The organism is Aquisalimonas sp. APHAB1-3 (assembly GCF_048323695.1).
Taxonomy (GTDB): domain Bacteria; phylum Pseudomonadota; class Gammaproteobacteria; order Nitrococcales; family Aquisalimonadaceae; genus Aquisalimonas.
The window spans coordinates 202,002-216,555 of record NZ_JBLWFT010000002.1 but is presented as its reverse complement, the minus strand read 5'-3'; the positions used below and the strand labels follow the sequence as shown (position 1 = coordinate 216,555).

At 66.1% G+C, this 14,554-nt stretch carries 18 protein-coding genes and 1 tRNA gene; 3 read left to right on the top strand and 16 right to left on the bottom strand.

The annotated features are described in order from the left end of the window. Window positions 1–123: 123 nt before the first annotated feature. Window positions 124–1,812, top strand: a complete 1,689-nt coding sequence (ilvD, locus tag ACNSTU_RS06250) for a dihydroxy-acid dehydratase (RefSeq protein ID WP_290630952.1) — start codon at window positions 124–126, stop codon at window positions 1,810–1,812. Window positions 1,813–1,842: 30 nt separating this feature from the next. Here ilvD and ACNSTU_RS06245 read toward each other — a convergent pair whose 3' ends face one another. From ACNSTU_RS06245 to ACNSTU_RS06215, 7 genes are all read right to left on the bottom strand, one after another. Continuing rightward, window positions 1,843–2,172, bottom strand: a complete 330-nt coding sequence (locus ACNSTU_RS06245; RefSeq protein WP_290630954.1) for a hypothetical protein — start codon at window positions 2,170–2,172, stop codon at window positions 1,843–1,845. A gap of 211 nt (window positions 2,173–2,383) precedes the next feature. Beyond that, window positions 2,384–2,457 (bottom strand) — tRNA-Gln (locus ACNSTU_RS06240). Window positions 2,458–2,474: 17 nt separating this feature from the next. Beyond that, a complete protein-coding gene (gene rpsI / locus ACNSTU_RS06235) occupies window positions 2,475–2,867 on the bottom strand; it encodes a 30S ribosomal protein S9 (protein WP_091643806.1) in 393 nt (130 codons plus the stop codon). Between the two features lie 33 nt (window positions 2,868–2,900). Further along, complete coding sequence (gene rplM, locus ACNSTU_RS06230) at window positions 2,901–3,329, bottom strand: 50S ribosomal protein L13 (protein WP_290630958.1); 429 nt, start codon at window positions 3,327–3,329, stop codon at window positions 2,901–2,903. Between the two features lie 94 nt (window positions 3,330–3,423). Next, window positions 3,424–3,744 (bottom strand): (2Fe-2S) ferredoxin domain-containing protein, encoded by a 321-nt coding sequence (locus ACNSTU_RS06225; protein WP_290630960.1) that lies wholly within the window; start codon window positions 3,742–3,744, stop codon window positions 3,424–3,426. A 25-nt stretch (window positions 3,745–3,769) separates the two neighbouring features. Further along, window positions 3,770–4,603: an adenosylmethionine decarboxylase gene (gene speD, locus ACNSTU_RS06220; RefSeq protein ID WP_418212175.1), complete on the bottom strand. Its 834-nt coding sequence runs from the start codon at window positions 4,601–4,603 to the stop codon at window positions 3,770–3,772. A 94-nt stretch (window positions 4,604–4,697) separates the two neighbouring features. Then, on the bottom strand, window positions 4,698–5,114 hold the full coding sequence (locus tag ACNSTU_RS06215; protein WP_290630964.1) for an OsmC family protein: 417 nt from the start codon (window positions 5,112–5,114) through the stop codon (window positions 4,698–4,700). Between the two features lie 238 nt (window positions 5,115–5,352). Here ACNSTU_RS06215 and crp point away from each other — a divergent pair, with 238 nt between their 5' ends. Continuing rightward, on the top strand, window positions 5,353–5,973 hold the full coding sequence (gene crp, locus ACNSTU_RS06210; protein ID WP_216110817.1) for a cAMP-activated global transcriptional regulator CRP: 621 nt from the start codon (window positions 5,353–5,355) through the stop codon (window positions 5,971–5,973). A gap of 19 nt (window positions 5,974–5,992) precedes the next feature. Here crp and trpC read toward each other — a convergent pair whose 3' ends face one another. The 6 genes from trpC to rpe form a co-directional block, all read right to left on the bottom strand. Further along, window positions 5,993–6,790: an indole-3-glycerol phosphate synthase TrpC gene (gene trpC, locus ACNSTU_RS06205; protein WP_290630968.1), complete on the bottom strand. Its 798-nt coding sequence runs from the start codon at window positions 6,788–6,790 to the stop codon at window positions 5,993–5,995. A gap of 30 nt (window positions 6,791–6,820) precedes the next feature. After that, a complete protein-coding gene (trpD, locus tag ACNSTU_RS06200; protein ID WP_290630970.1) occupies window positions 6,821–7,840 on the bottom strand; it encodes an anthranilate phosphoribosyltransferase in 1,020 nt (339 codons plus the stop codon). 18 nt (window positions 7,841–7,858) lie between these two features. Next, complete coding sequence (locus ACNSTU_RS06195; protein ID WP_290630971.1) at window positions 7,859–8,461, bottom strand: aminodeoxychorismate/anthranilate synthase component II; 603 nt, start codon at window positions 8,459–8,461, stop codon at window positions 7,859–7,861. Between the two features lie 10 nt (window positions 8,462–8,471). After that, window positions 8,472–9,959: an anthranilate synthase component I gene (trpE, locus tag ACNSTU_RS06190; protein ID WP_290630972.1), complete on the bottom strand. Its 1,488-nt coding sequence runs from the start codon at window positions 9,957–9,959 to the stop codon at window positions 8,472–8,474. 135 nt (window positions 9,960–10,094) lie between these two features. After that, the gene (locus ACNSTU_RS06185; RefSeq protein ID WP_290637558.1) at window positions 10,095–10,769 is read right to left on the bottom strand and encodes a phosphoglycolate phosphatase; all 675 of its coding nucleotides are present in this window, start codon (window positions 10,767–10,769) and stop codon (window positions 10,095–10,097) included. Then, window positions 10,769–11,443: a ribulose-phosphate 3-epimerase gene (gene rpe, locus ACNSTU_RS06180; RefSeq protein ID WP_290633689.1), complete on the bottom strand. Its 675-nt coding sequence runs from the start codon at window positions 11,441–11,443 to the stop codon at window positions 10,769–10,771. Before rpe ends, ACNSTU_RS06185 begins: the two co-directional genes overlap by 1 nt. A gap of 193 nt (window positions 11,444–11,636) precedes the next feature. Between rpe and ACNSTU_RS06175 the strand changes: the two genes are divergently transcribed. Further along, a complete protein-coding gene (locus ACNSTU_RS06175) occupies window positions 11,637–12,047 on the top strand; it encodes a CopD family protein (RefSeq protein WP_290633691.1) in 411 nt (136 codons plus the stop codon). 21 nt (window positions 12,048–12,068) lie between these two features. Here ACNSTU_RS06175 and djlA read toward each other — a convergent pair whose 3' ends face one another. From djlA to ACNSTU_RS06160, 3 genes are all read right to left on the bottom strand, one after another. Continuing rightward, window positions 12,069–12,866, bottom strand: coding sequence for a co-chaperone DjlA (djlA, locus tag ACNSTU_RS06170; protein ID WP_290633688.1), 798 nt, complete (start codon window positions 12,864–12,866; stop codon window positions 12,069–12,071). Between the two features lie 129 nt (window positions 12,867–12,995). Then, complete coding sequence (locus ACNSTU_RS06165; RefSeq protein ID WP_290633687.1) at window positions 12,996–13,748, bottom strand: helix-turn-helix transcriptional regulator; 753 nt, start codon at window positions 13,746–13,748, stop codon at window positions 12,996–12,998. An 86-nt stretch (window positions 13,749–13,834) separates the two neighbouring features. Next, a complete protein-coding gene (locus ACNSTU_RS06160; protein WP_290633686.1) occupies window positions 13,835–14,443 on the bottom strand; it encodes a TetR/AcrR family transcriptional regulator in 609 nt (202 codons plus the stop codon). Between the last annotated feature and the right edge of the window lie 111 nt (window positions 14,444–14,554).

Here is a 14,554-nt window from a genome sequence, read left to right as displayed (position 1 = left end):
TGTCACGGGCGGCTCCACGACAGCCGCCGCGCTGCTACAATGGCGGATTCGGCGGCGGCTGAAACGATGCGTCGCGCACGGCAGCTTTCCGGTAACACGCGAACCAGACGAAGGGAGCGGGAGATGGCAGACAACAAACGGAGCAAGGCGGTCACGCAGGGTTTCAAGCGCGCCCCCAACCGCGCCATGCTGCGCGCGGTGGGCTTCAACGATGACGACTTCAACAAGCCGATCGTCGGCGTCGGCAACGCCCACAGCACGATCACGCCCTGCAACGTGGGCATCGGGGCGCTGGCCGAGCGGGCCGAGACTGCCCTGCGCGACGCCGGCGCCATGCCGCAGAAGTTCGGCACTATCACCATCTCCGACGGCATCTCCATGGGCACCGAGGGCATGAAATACTCGCTGGTCTCCCGCGAGGTGATCGCCGACTCCATCGAAACGGTGGTAAACGGGCAGAGCATGGATGGCATTCTCGCCACGGGCGGCTGCGACAAAAACATGCCCGGTGCCATGATTGCGCTCGCCCGCATCAACGTTCCCGGCATCTTCGTCTACGGCGGCACCATCAAGCCCGGTCACTACAAGGGCGAGGATCTCACCATCGTCAGCGTGTTCGAGGCGGTGGGCCAGTACTCCGCCGGCAACCTCAGCGACGAGGACCTTGCCGGCGTGGAGAAGAACGCCTGCCCCGGTGCCGGCTCCTGCGGCGGCATGTTCACCGCCAACACCATGTCCAGCGCCTTCGAGGCCATGGGCATGAGCCTCATGGGCTCATCCACCCAGTCCGCCGAAGACAAGGAGAAGGGCGATTCCGCCGCGCGCTCCGCGGAAGTGCTGCTGGAGGCCATCCGCGCGGACCGCAAACCGCGCGACATCATGACGCGCAAGGCATTCGAGAACGCATTCGCGGTGACCATGGCGCTGGGCGGCTCCACCAACGCGGTCCTGCACCTGCTGGCCATCGCCAATGCCGCCGAGGTGGACTTCTCCATCGACGATGTCGAAGCCATCCGCCGCAAGGTGCCGGTGCTCTGCGACCTGAAACCCTCGGGAACCTACGTCACCAGCCAGTTCCACGCCGTGGGCGGCACCCCGGTGGTGATGAAGATGCTGCTGGAAGCGGGACTCATCCACGGCGACTGCCTGACCATCACCGGCCAGACCATCGCCGAGCTGCTGGCGGAGATCCCGGCCACCGCCCCGGCGGACCAGGACATCATCCGCTCCATGGAGGCGCCGCTGTACAAGCAGGGCCACCTGGCGGTACTCAAGGGCAATCTCGCCGAGGAAGGCGGCGTGGCCAAGATCACCGGGCTGAAGAAGACGTCCATCACCGGGCCGGCGCGGGTCTTCAACTCCGAAGAGGAGAGCATGGAGGCCATCGTCAACAACGAGATCAAGGCCGGCGACGTGCTGGTGATCCGTTACGAGGGACCCAAGGGCGGGCCGGGGATGCGCGAGATGCTCTCGCCCACGTCGGCGATCATCGGCGCCGGTCTCGGCGACGACGTGGGGCTCATCACCGACGGCCGGTTCTCCGGCGGCACCTACGGCATGGTCGTGGGGCATGTAGCCCCGGAGGCCTACGTGGGGGGCACCATCGGCCTGGTGGAGGAAGGCGACAGCATCACCATTGATGCCGACCGTAACCTGCTCCAGCTCAACGTCTCCGACGCGGAGCTGGCGGAGCGCCGCAAGCGCTGGCAGAAGCCGGAACCGCGCTACCGTCGCGGTGTGCTCGCCAAGTACGCCAAGCTGGTCTCCTCGGCGAGCCATGGCGCCGTCACGGACCGCGACCTGGACCTGTGAACGTTCCGGCGCTGCAGGCCGCCGCGGGGATCAATCCCCGGCGGCCTGCAGCTTCCGGTAACCGGCCTCGGTGATCAGCACCACGTTCACCGTCGTCGGATAGATCACACCCGCCTCGCGCCACCGGGCGATGGCCTCCGGCGCCTCCCCGGCCGCCAGGTAGAAGTAGTGTTCTCCCTCCTGCAGCCCCGCACACCGTTTGAAGAGCCGGAATGTGCTGCCCTTGGGCAAACCGTTCAGCGCGTCCAGCTGACGGAAGCTCAGGGTGTTGCAGCCGTTGTAGCGGATGAAGTCCATGGCCCGGGACAATACCACGTGGCGCGGTTGCTGATGATGGTGGCGGACCTGAAGGCCCGCCATACGCCGTACCGCCGCGCATGGCAAAGGCGTCGGGCAGATATTCAAGTCTACCGCTTTGGGCGAAGAGCAGCCATACGGACCGGCTTCTCCGATAACGGCGGATCTGAAGATCCGCCCTGCGGCCCTACGGTTGGCCTTGGTTCGCAGGGCGCCGTGGAGGTGCCAGGTGTCGAACAAAAAAAGGGCCCCGTAAAGGGGCCCTTTTCGCTGTTGGCTGGGGGACCAGGATTCGAACCTGGGTTGACGGAGTCAGAGTCCGTAGTCCTACCGCTAGACGATCCCCCAATAAACAGGTCTCGCGATCAGCGCTTGCTGTACTGCGTGGCGCGGCGGGCCTTGTGCAGGCCGATCTTCTTCCGCTCCACCATACGGCTGTCACGCGTGACGAAGCCGGCCTTGCGCAGCGGGCCGCGCAGCTCTTCGTCGTAGTTGATCAGCGCACGGGTCAGCCCGTGGCGCACGGCGCCGGCCTGACCACTCCCGCCGCCGCCGGCGACAGTCACGTTGATGTCGAACTTGTCCAGGGCGTCCACGAGTTCCAGCGGCTGACGCACCACCATCTGGGCGGTTTCGCGGCCGAAATACTCTTCCAGCGTGCGCCCGTTGACGCGAATCTCACCGCTGCCGCGACGCAGGAACACCCGTGCCCGCGAGGTCTTGCGGCGACCGGTTCCGTAATACTGCTCTTCTGCCATTGCCGTTCCCGTCCGATCGTTGGTTCCGCGGGCTTAAAGCTCCAGCGGCTTGGGCTGCTGCGCGTTATGCCGGTGCTCCGGACCCGCGTAGACCTTCAGTTTCTTGGCCATCGCGCGGCCCAGGCGGTTGCGCGGGAGCATGCCCTTGACCGCGATTTCCACCACGGACTCCGGTTTCTCGCCGTGCTGCTTTTCGAACGTCCTGCTGCGCAGGTTGCCCGGAAAACCGGTATGGCGGTAGTACATCTTGTCGGTGGCCTTGTTGCCGGTCACCTTGATCTTGTCGGCATTGACCACAACGATGTAGTCGCCGGTGTCCACGTGCGGCGTGTACTCCGGCTTATGCTTGCCGCGCAGGCGCCGGGCCACTTCGGTGGCAAGGCGGCCAAGGGTTTTGCCGTCGGCATCCACGACAAACCAGTCGCGTTCAACTTCAGCCGGTTTCGCGCTAAAGGTCTTCATGCACACTCACTCCGAGCGCCGTCGTCCTGTTAAGAAGGGCGCAGATAGTAACCAAATCCCCCGACGGGTTCAAGCCGCGAATTGCACGCGCCGGTCAGTCGGGGTCGACAAGCAGTCTGGAAACGATCTCGCCACTGCCCAGATGGCGGTCAACGATCTCGTCCAGGTCCTCCCGGTCGACGTAGGTGTACCACGTCGCCTCGGGGTAGATCACGATGACCGGCCCGTCACTGCAGCGACCCAGGCAACCCGAGCCGCTCACACGCACCTGGCCGGCGCCGTTCATGCCCTGCTCACGCACCCGGTCCTTGAGATAACCGCGGGCGTCATCAGCGCCACCATCGGCCGCGCAGCAGTCCTTGCCCGGTTCGCGGCTGTTGGTACAGACAAACACGTGGCGTTGATAGTAACCCATTATCCCCTCGCACGCTGTGACCGCATCAGCGGAACTCGAGCCCAAGGGAGACTTCCTGCCCGGGCTGCAGGTTGCGGCCATAGAAGATCTCGGCCATCTCACGGCGCAGCTGCATGCGGATCTGCTGCCGGTCTTCCTCGGAGAAGTCCGCCGCCGACTCCCCGAACAGGTAATTCGAGAGCTTCGGCTCCTTGAGCAGCATCTTGGTGTGGAACATGTGTTCCTGATAGACGTTCACGTCGATCAGATGATACTGCGCCTTGGTGTCGTCCGAGAGATAGTTCTGGATCGAATTGATCTCGTGATCGATGAAGTGCTTGTGCCCTTCCACGTCGCGCGTGAAACCGCGCACCCGGTAATCCATCGTCACGATATCGGAATCGAACGAGTGGATCAGGAAGTTCAGCGCCTTCAGCGGTGAGATCACGCCGCAGGTGGAGACATCGATGTCCGCCCGGAAGGTGCTGATGCCGTGATCCGGATGGGTCTCCGGGTACGTGTGCACCGTGATATGGCTCTTGTCCAGGTGCGCGAGCACCGTGTCCGGCAGGGGCCCCGGGGCCGCACTGCCCACTTCGGCGCCCTCGATCTCCTCTTCCTCGGAGATGAGCAGGGTCACGCTGGCACCCTGGGGCTCGTAATCCTGGCGCGCGATGTTGAGAATGTTTGCGCCGATGATATTCGCCACCTGGGTCAGAATCTGGGTCAGCCGTTCGGCGTTGTAGACCTCGTCGATATACTCGATATACCGCTGCCGCTGCTGGGCATCCCGCGCATAACAGATATCGTAGATATTAAAGCTGAGCGATTTCGTCAGGTTGTTGAAACCGTGCAGCCTCAGGGAATCCGACTGGACCAAGAGCCCGTCCTCCGAAACATGGTCGAGAGGCATCCCGCGGGACGTCTTCCTGAATTTCCGGGCAGCCGCGAAGGCCGCCCCCGATTCTCTTCCGTCAGGTCTCGACGACCTCGTAATCGTGGGAGAGTTCCGCCACCTGGGCGAGCATGATGGACGCGGAGCAGTACTTCTCGGCCGACAGGTCCACCGCGCGCCGCACCGCGGCATCCTTCAGCCCGTCGCCACTGACCCGGTAGTGCATGTGGATACGCGTGAACACTTTGGGCGGCGTTTCGGCACGCTCCGCCTCGATCTCCACGACGCAGTCGCTGACAGGGTGGCGGCCACGCTGCAGGATGTGCACCACATCGAACGCGCTGCAGCCGCCAAGCCCCAGCAGCAACATTTCCATGGGCCGCACGCCGGAATCCTGGCCACCGAAGTCCGGCGGACCATCCATGCGCACCGTATGGCCACTGCCGGCCGTTCCCTCGAAGGCCGCGTCGCCGACCCACTTTACCGTTGCCCGCATGGGCCTGCTCCTGTCCCGCTTTCTTGTGCGCGCCGCGCGCGTGGCCGCGGCATTATAGACACATGACCCGGATGGGTAAAACGCCCGTGGGGACGCAGAGTTGGGTGGTCGAGGGGGTTGGTGATGCGGCCTGGTCCGGTATACTCGGGTCCGATGGGGGGAATGACAGCCAGGGATGTGCTCCGTGGCCGCCCCGGACGCAACACGCAAAGGTGCATGCATGAGCGCGGCTGATCCCATGAGAAAAACAAACTGGTCGATCGATAACCTACTACGGCACTGCCATCGGCGCCGCTACCCGAGCAAGACCGGAATCATCTACGCGGGCGATCAACCGGACGCGCTGTACTACATCACGGAAGGTTCCGTGAGCGTCGTGATCGAGGACGAGAACGGGCACGAGATCGTCCTGGCCTACCTGAACGCGGGCGACTTCTTCGGCGAGCTGGGCCTGTTCGGCCAGGAAACCACCCGCAGCGCCTGGGTTCGGACCCGCACCCCCTGCGAAGTGGCGGAGATCAGCTACGCCCGCTTCCACCAGGTCGCCGCGGAAGACCCCGAGATCGTCTTTTTTCTGGCCGGGCAAATGGCCGAACGGCTACGGCGCACCAGCCGCAAGGTGGGTGATCTCGCTTTCCTGGATGTCACCGGCCGGGTTGCGCGGACGCTCCTCGATCTGTGCCGGGAGCCCGACGCCATGACCCACCCGGACGGCATGCAGATCCGCATCACCCGACAGGAGCTCGGGCGGATCGTGGGCTGTTCGCGGGAGATGGTGGGCCGGGTGCTGAAGGATCTGGAGGAGCGGGAGCTGATCTCCGTGTCCGGCAAGACCATGGTCGTGTTCAACACCCGCTGACCCCGGGCGGGGGGCGGGCCTACCGGAACATCGCGTGAAGCCGTTCGCCGGGGTCGCTGGCCCGCATGAACGCTTCACCGATGAGAAAGCCATGCACGCCCTGCTCGTGCATGTACTCGATCTCTTCCCGGGTGCTGAACCCGCTTTCCGTGACCAGAAAAGTCCCTGCCGGCACCCGCTCCAACAGGCGGACCGTCGTCTGCAGGTCGGTCTCGAAGGTATGCAGGTCGCGGTTGTTGATCCCGAGCAGTTCCGGCTCCAGTACCAGGGCGCGCTCCAGTTCCTCGGCCGTGTGCACCTCCACCAGCACGTCCATGCCAATGCTGCGGGCGAGACGGTAGAGTTCCTCCAGCCGCGCGTCGCTGAGCGCGGCGACAATGAGCAGGATGCAGTCGGCACCCAGCACCCGGGACTCCCACACCTGGAAGGGGTCGATGATGAAGTCCTTGCGCAGCACCGGGAGCTCGCAGGCGGCGCGGGCAATCCGCAGATCGAGGTTATGCCCCTTGAAGAAGTCCTGGTCGGTGAGCACGGACAGGCAGGTGGCACCACCGGCCGCGTAACTCCTGGCAATGGCCTCGGGATCGAACCCTTCGCGGATCAGCCCCTTGCTCGGGGATGCCTTCTTGATCTCGGCGATCACGCCGGCACGCCCGGCGCGCGCCTCGGCGCGCAGGGCGCGCAGAAAGCCGCGGGGCTCCGCGCCGACGCCCGCCTCGTGACGAAGGCTCTGCACGTCCATGGCCTGGCTGTTGCTCGCTACCTCTTCGGCCTTGCGCTGCAGGATCCGCTTGAGAACATCCGGTGTGTCGCTCATCAATTCACCCTGTGCTGTATCGATACAGACTCAGTCCACCCGGCGGGTGAACGCCACGAAATCATTCAGGCGGTCGGCCGCCGCACCACTGGAGAGGATGGCCCGGGCCTGCTCCACCCCGGCTTCCAGGGTCTCGGCGAGCTCCGCCGCGTAGATCGCTGCGCCCGCGTTCATGGCAATGAGGTCGGCGACCGGGCCGGACTCACCGGCAAACGCCCGCTGGATCATCGCCAGGCTGCCGGCGGCATCACTCACCCGCACCGACTCCAGCGGCGCGCGCTCCAGCCCAAAGTCCTCCGGCGCGATGGTGTACTCCGTGACCGTGTCACCGTCCGCCTCGGCCACCCGTGTCGGCGCGGCGATGCTGATCTCGTCCAGGCCGTCCTCGGCGTTCACCACCAACACCCGCTCGCTGCCGAGCTGCAGCAGCACTTCGGCCAGCGGCCGCACCCACTCGGGTGCGTAGACCCCCAGCAGCTGGTGCGGGGCGCCCGCGGGATTGGTGAGCGGGCCGAGGACGTTGAACAGGGTGCGCACTCCCATCTCGCGGCGCGGCCCGACCGCGTACTTCATGGCCGAGTGGTGCGCCGGGGCAAACAGAAAGCCCACGCCGACCGTTTCGATGCAGCGGGCGACCTGCTCGGGGCTCAGGTCCAGATTGGCGCCCGCCGCCTCCAGCAGATCCGCGCTGCCCGAGGCGCTGGAGACGGAGCGGTTGCCGTGCTTGGCCACGCGCCCGCCGCCGGCTGCCACCACGAACGCGGTTGCCGTGGAGACGTTGAAGGTGCCGGCGGCATCGCCACCCGTCCCGCAGGTATCCACCAGGTGCTCGGTCTCCACGTCCACGTGGGTGGCCAGACCCCGCATCACGCCCGCCGCAGCGGCAATCTCGTCGATGGTCTCGCCCTTCATGCGCAGGCCGATGAGAAACCCGCCGATCTGCGCCTGGGTGGCCTCGCCGGTCATGATCAGGCGCATGACGTCGGTCATTTCGTCGCGGCTCAGGTCTCGCCGCTCGGTCACCGCGCGCAGGGCTTCTTTCATGTCCATGTTCCGCGCTCCTCGGGCTCAGGCGGCCTTGCCGCCAGGGGATGTACGGTCCAGGAAATTACGCAGCAGCGCATGTCCGTCGGCCGTGAGAATGGACTCCGGGTGGAACTGCACGCCTTCCACGTCCAGGCTCCGGTGGCGCAGCCCCATGATCTCCTCCATGGAGCCGTCCGGGTTCTCGGTCCACGCGGTCACCTCGAGGCAGTCGGGCAGCCGGTGCTGATCCACCACCAGGGAATGGTAGCGTGTTGCCGTCATCGGGTTGCTCAGCCCCCGGAACACGCCCAGATCGCGGTGATGCACGGCCGACGTCTTGCCGTGCATCACCTGGCCGGCATGCACCACATGCCCGCCGAAGGCCTGGCCGATGGCCTGGTGGCCAAGGCACACACCCAGCAACGGGATGCGACCGGCGAAACGCTCCACCACCGCCAGGGAGATCCCCGCTTCGTTGGGCGTGCACGGCCCGGGCGAGAGCACGATCTGATCCGGCGCCAGCGCCTCGATGGTCTCCAGATCCACGGCATCGTTGCGGTAGACGCACACCTCGGCACCCAGCTCACCCAGGTACTGCACCAGGTTGTAGGTAAAGGAGTCGTAATTGTCGATCATCAGCAGCATGACCGTCTCCTCATTCGTCGAGGCCGCGTTCGGCCATGGCCACCGCCCGGATCAATGCCCGGGCCTTGTTCAGGGTCTCCTCCCACTCCGCGGAGGGCACGGAGTCGGCCACCACGCCGGCCCCGGCCTGCACATGCACCTGCCCGTCCTTCACCAGAGCGGTGCGGATGGCGATGGCCGTATCCATGTTGCCGGACCAGGACCAGTACCCCACGGCCCCTGAGTACACGCCGCGTCGGGTGGGCTCCACCTCGTCGATGATCTCCATGGCGCGGATCTTGGGCGCGCCGCTCAGCGTCCCGGCGGGAAAGGTCGCCCGCAGCACGTCCATGGGGCTGTACTCCGGTTTCAACCGGCCGGTGACGTTGGAGACGATGTGCATCACGTGGGAGTAGCGCTCGATGGTCATCTGGTCGGTGACGTCCACCGTTCCCGTCTCGGCAATGCGACCCACGTCGTTGCGCCCGAGATCGATGAGCATCAGGTGCTCGGCACGCTCCTTGGGGTCGGCGAGTAGCTCTTCCTCCAGCGCCCGGTCCTCCGCCTCGCTGGCACCGCGCTTGCGCGTGCCCGCCAGAGGCCGGACGGTGACATCGCCCTCTTCCACCCGCACCAGGATCTCCGGTGACGACCCCGCCACGTACATGTCGCCGAGATTGAGGAAGAACATGTACGGCGACGGGTTGGTACAGCGCAGCGCGCGATAGAGGTCCAGGGGCTCGGCGCGGTACTCGGTGCTCATGCGCTGGGACGGGACCACCTGCATGGCATCGCCATCGACAATGTACTGCTTGATCCGCTCCACGGCGTCTTCAAAGCCGGTCTGGGACATGTTGGAGCGGAAGTCCGCCTCGCCGACCTCGCGGCGTTCGTGCTGCGGCCGGTAGCCGGTGGCGGCGGTCCGCATGGTCCGGGCGAGCGACTGCAGGCGCGCCTGTGCATGCTCCCAGGCGCCGGCGTCGGCCGGGTCGGCGTGCACCACCAAGTAGAGCCGCCCCGCCAGGTTGTCGAACACCAGCACCTCGTCGGCCACCATCAGCATGATGTCCGGCACGTCCAGCGCGTCCGGGTTGTCGCAGTCGGCCAGCCGCGGCTCGATGTAGCGAATGGTGTCATAGCCGAAATAGCCCACCAGGCCACCGGTAAACCGAGGCAACTGCGGGTAGCCGGGTGGTGCCGGCACAGCGTGGCGCCCGTGGAAGGCCTCCAGCCACGCCAGCGGGTCCGCCGGTCGCGCCTCTTCGATCAGCTCACCGTCGCGCTCGACGGTGATGTGCCCCTGATGGACACGCAGCACCGTGCGGCAGGGCAGACCGATGATCGAGTACCTGCCCCACTTCTCGCCGCCCTGAACGGATTCGAACAGGAAGGAGTACGGGCCGTCGGCCAGCTTGAGATAGGTGCTGAGCGGGGTGTCGAGATCCGCGAGCACTTCACGGATGACCGGGATGCGGTTATAGCCCCGGTCGGCAAGTTCCTGGAATTGTTGCTTGTTCATGCAGATTCACCAATGACGGACAACACGTGGACACAACGAATCGCGCGGGCGGCGGTACTCTTCAGCCACGCCATCGTGTTGCGTTCGCGCTCATCCCCTGCATCACTGGTGTACCCGTCATGATCCTGTCGTCGTCTACGCGGCCCCGCGCAGGAAGCCGTGCAGTTCCTCGATGCTCGCCACCACCGCATCCGGGGCCATGGCGTTGACGTCCTCTCCCTGGCTGTAGCCGTAGGGAACGCAGACCACGCCGGTGCCCGCATTGCGCCCGGCGTCTACATCAGCCCGGGAGTCCCCGACCATCAGCGTGTGCTCGGCCGGCGCGCCCAGTGCCGCCATGGCGTGGTGGAGTGGCGCCGGATCGGGCTTGCGCACCGTCAGCGTGTCGCCGCCGACCACCACCGGCAGGACGTCGTCGAGGCCCATGTCACGCAGCAGCTGCCGCGCCAGACCCTCGGGCTTGTTGGTGACACAGGCCAGACCATACCCGTCCGTCCGCAGGCGGTCCAGCCCGCCGCGTGTGCCGGGATAGAGCCGGCTGCGCACGCTGAGCCGCTCCTCATAATAGCGGAGAAACAGCGTCAGGGCCCGATCCACGTCCGCCTCCGGCGGCTCGCCATCGACCCGCCCGGTGAGGGCGCGCATCACCAGCCGGCGCGCACCATTGCCCACCCAGCGGCGGACACGCTCCTCGCCGGCCGCGGGGTGGCCCACATCGACCAGCATGCGGTCCACGGCCACGGCCATGTCCGGGGCGCTGTCCACCAGCGTGCCATCCAGGTCGAAGAGCAGCGCCCGCACCTGTCGCATCATGTCCGCGCCTGCGCGATTTCTTGCCGCATGGCGTCCACGACGGCACGGTAGTCGGGCTGGCCGAAAATGGCCGAACCCGCGACGAACGTGTCGGCGCCGGCCTCGGCCACGGCCCGGATGTTGTCGGTCTTGACACCGCCGTCCACCTCCAGACGGATATCCCGGCCGCTGGCGTCAATGAGCGCCCGCGCCTCGCGCAGCTTGTCCAGCGTGGCGGGGATGAACGACTGCCCGCCGAAGCCGGGGTTCACCGACATCAGCAGGATCATGTCCACCTTGTCCATGACGTACTTGAGGTAGTCCAGTGGCGTGGCCGGGTTGAACACCAGCCCGGCGCGGCAGCCCTGGTCGTGCACCAGCTGCAGGCTGCGGTCCACATGCTCGGTAGCCTCGGGGTGGAAGGTGATCCAGTCGGCACCGGCAGCCGCGAAATCCGGGATCAGCCGGTCAACAGGTTTCACCATGAGATGCACATCGATTTCGGCGGTCACGCCGTGGTTGCGCAGCGCCTGGCAAATCATGGGGCCGATGGTGAGATTCGGCACGTAATGGTTGTCCATGACGTCGAAATGCACCATGTCCGCACCCGCGGCCAGCACGGCATCCACTTCCTCGCCGAGTCGGGCGAAATCCGCCGCCAGTATCGATGGCGCAATACGGTCGTCGAGCATGGGTCACATCCCCCTGGGTTGCGTGGCAAGACTGTACCGAAAGCGGGGCAACAGGGCCACCGGCCGATTCCGGCACCCGCCACCGGCTGCTACACTCCCCCGTCGAACCATCGCCGCGTCGCAGGAGGAGTAACGCGTGATCAGTATCGGAAACCTGCTGCATGTCCTGTTTGCCGTCATCTGGGTGGGCGGCATGTTCTTCGCCTACGTCATCCTGCGTCCGGTGGCGGCAGCGACCCTCGAGCCCCCCGAACGACTCATGCTGTGGCGCCGAGTGCTGGCGAAATTCTTCGTGTGGGTCTGGAAATCGGTGGTCATCGTGCTGCTGACGGGATACTGGCTCGGGTTCGGCCTGTTCCGGAGCATGGGCGACTGGCCGACCCACGTGCACGTGATGCACGGGCTCGGCCTGATCATGGCGCTGCTGTTTCTGGTGGTCTTCTTCCTGCCGTTCAACCAGCTCCGCCGCGCGGTGGACACCCAGGACTGGCAGCGTGGCGCCGAGGCGCTTGCCAACGTGCGCCGGCTGGTGGGCATCAACCTGGTCATCGGGCTGGTGGTGGTGGCGGTGGCCAGCGGCGGGCGGCTGGGCCTGCTGGGCTGAGTCGACGCCGCAGCCGGGGCTTCAGAAGCCGCGCTGCCGCCGGATCTGGTCGTAGGCGCGCCGGGCCGCGTGGGTGCGCCCGGCACCCTCGCGAATCTCGTCTTCGCTGCAGCCACGCGCCTGCAGCCGGTCCGGGTGGTGCTGGCTGATCAGCTTCCGGTACGCAAGACGGATCTGGTCGGCGCTGGCACTCTCTGCCACTCCAAGCACCCGGTAGGGACTCTGCGGCATGGCGCGCACGGCGCCGCTGCCGCGCTGACCGCGCATGAGCCGCCGCAGCTCCGGCTCGTTGAAACCCAGCCGCCGGGCAATCCGGAGCAGCAGGGCGTGCTGCGCGCCCACGGGCCGGCCATCCGCCTGGGCGACGGCCGTCTGGTATTCAAGAAACGCCTGCAACAGATCGTCCTCGCTACCGCAGGCGCGATTGAACCGTCGCAAAACCCAGGCGAGGGGAAAGTCCCGCCGCTTGCCGCGACCGAACAGGTGAATCGCCTCACGGCGCAGGTCGCCGTGCAGATCCAGCACTTCGAACACCTGGCGGGCCACGGCAATCTCCGCCTCGCTGACCCGGCCGTCGGACTTGGCAACGTGCCCCATGACGGCGCAGGCGGCGGTGAGATACTGCCGCTGCACCTGATCCGGCAACCACTTGCGCAGACGCCAGCCGGACACCATCCAGCGCCGCAGGCCGACGTCTCCGGCGTAACCCACCAGCAGACCGCCCACCGCCCCCGGAAACCCGAACGCCAGCGCACCGGCCAGGGTGGCGACAATGCGCCCACCCCCGCCACTCACGTGTTCCTGTAATTGCTGCTGCACACGTCTCCCTTTCATTGATGCGCACTGACTTCACCGGGAGGCGAGCATTGTATGCGGGCCCGGGAAACCGGCGCCAGTCAGGGTAGCGTCACCACTGACGGCGGGCCGCCAAATCCGTCGCAGAAATGGTCAATTGGTGGGCACAGTAACCGGCCGCGGCTCTATAATCCCCAGAGAAACGGCCCGGGCGACCGCCTGCTGCCGACTGTTGACGCGCAACTTGGCACTGGCGTTGCGCAGATGGAAGATGACCGTCCGTTCCGTGATGTCCAGGAGCTCTCCCGTCTCACGGGCCGTCTTGCCCTCGGCACACCAGAGCAGACACTGACGCTCCCGCGGCGTCACCGCCTGGGCCGGATCCTCCACCAGCAGACGCGTGGCGGAGTCGTGCAGGCAGGCACCCGCGAGCATGACGCGCGGCGCCACGGCACGGAGGTAACGTTGCAGACCGCGGCTGTCATCGTCGCTGGCCATGGACAGGATGGCGAACTGGCCACGCACGCCGCGGTAGCCGCAACTGACGCCGGACGGGATTCCGAGGGCGCGGACGACGCCCTCCACGTACCGCGCCTGAGCCGAATCGGGCTCTACCTCGGCGAAGGCTTCATCCCAGTAGACCGGCGCGGACTGCTCGTAGGTGCCCAGCAACACAGGATCGACGTTCAAGCCGTCCAGATCCACGTAACGGTCACGGAAGGACTCCGGGTAGTTGTCGAACACCAGCAGCGCGGGGTCCACGAATGAGGTGGGCAGTCTCATGGCAAAACAGTAATGTGGGATCTTCAGATGATCACACAGCCGCTCGCAGACGGCACCGAGCTGATCCACATCCCCGACCGCCCCGATCTCCTGCTGCAGCCCTGCGAACCAGTCCGCCTGCATAAGCCCCCCGCCCCGAACGTGCCCGTAGCCGCGCATCAGGGCACTGGTGATGATTCGCCGGTTGCAACCGTCCGCAGGCCGCCCCGTCAGACCGCCGCGGGCATCCGGCGCGAGGCGCGCTCCCTGGGCAGCCCGAGTTCCGTACGCACCTGCTCGACAATACGCTGGAAGGCGCCCGAGCCGCCAACCCGGGCTACCTGCAAACCGCCCTGCAGAGACGTCAGTAGGCTGAGCGCCTTGCCACTGGCGGTCCCGCTGAAGGTCAACACGCCTTCGCGGGACCCGTCTTCCAGGGCGCGCGTCAGCCACGCCAGCAACTCACCAACGAAGACCTCCGTCTCCCGGCGCATGGGTTCGGGAATGCCCGCGTGCTCGACACCGACCACGCCCAGAGGGCATACCTTACCCTCGCGCAGATAACGCTCCTCCAGATCGAAAAACGCCTCCAGGCGCGCCACCGGATCAACCCCCTGGGAGGCAAGCTGATCGGTCCACCAGGAAAAGTTGGCCCGGTAACGACGGATCAGTGCGACACCCAGGTCGGTCTTCGAAGGGTAGTGGTAGTGAATCGCCGCATTCTTCACGCCCAGCTGGGTGGCAATGTGCTGATAGCTGAACCCGCTGAACCCGTTGCGCTGGAAGAGCTCACCGGCGGCATCAAGGATGCGTTTCTTGGTGCCCTGCCGTGTTCTCAAGGCTGGCCTCCCGAATGCAGTTAAGAGACGTCGTCGTCTCGCAACAGGATACGACAACCTTGGCGGTCGGGTCACCGGTGCACTGACCCGGTTGCACAAAGAATCATCAGG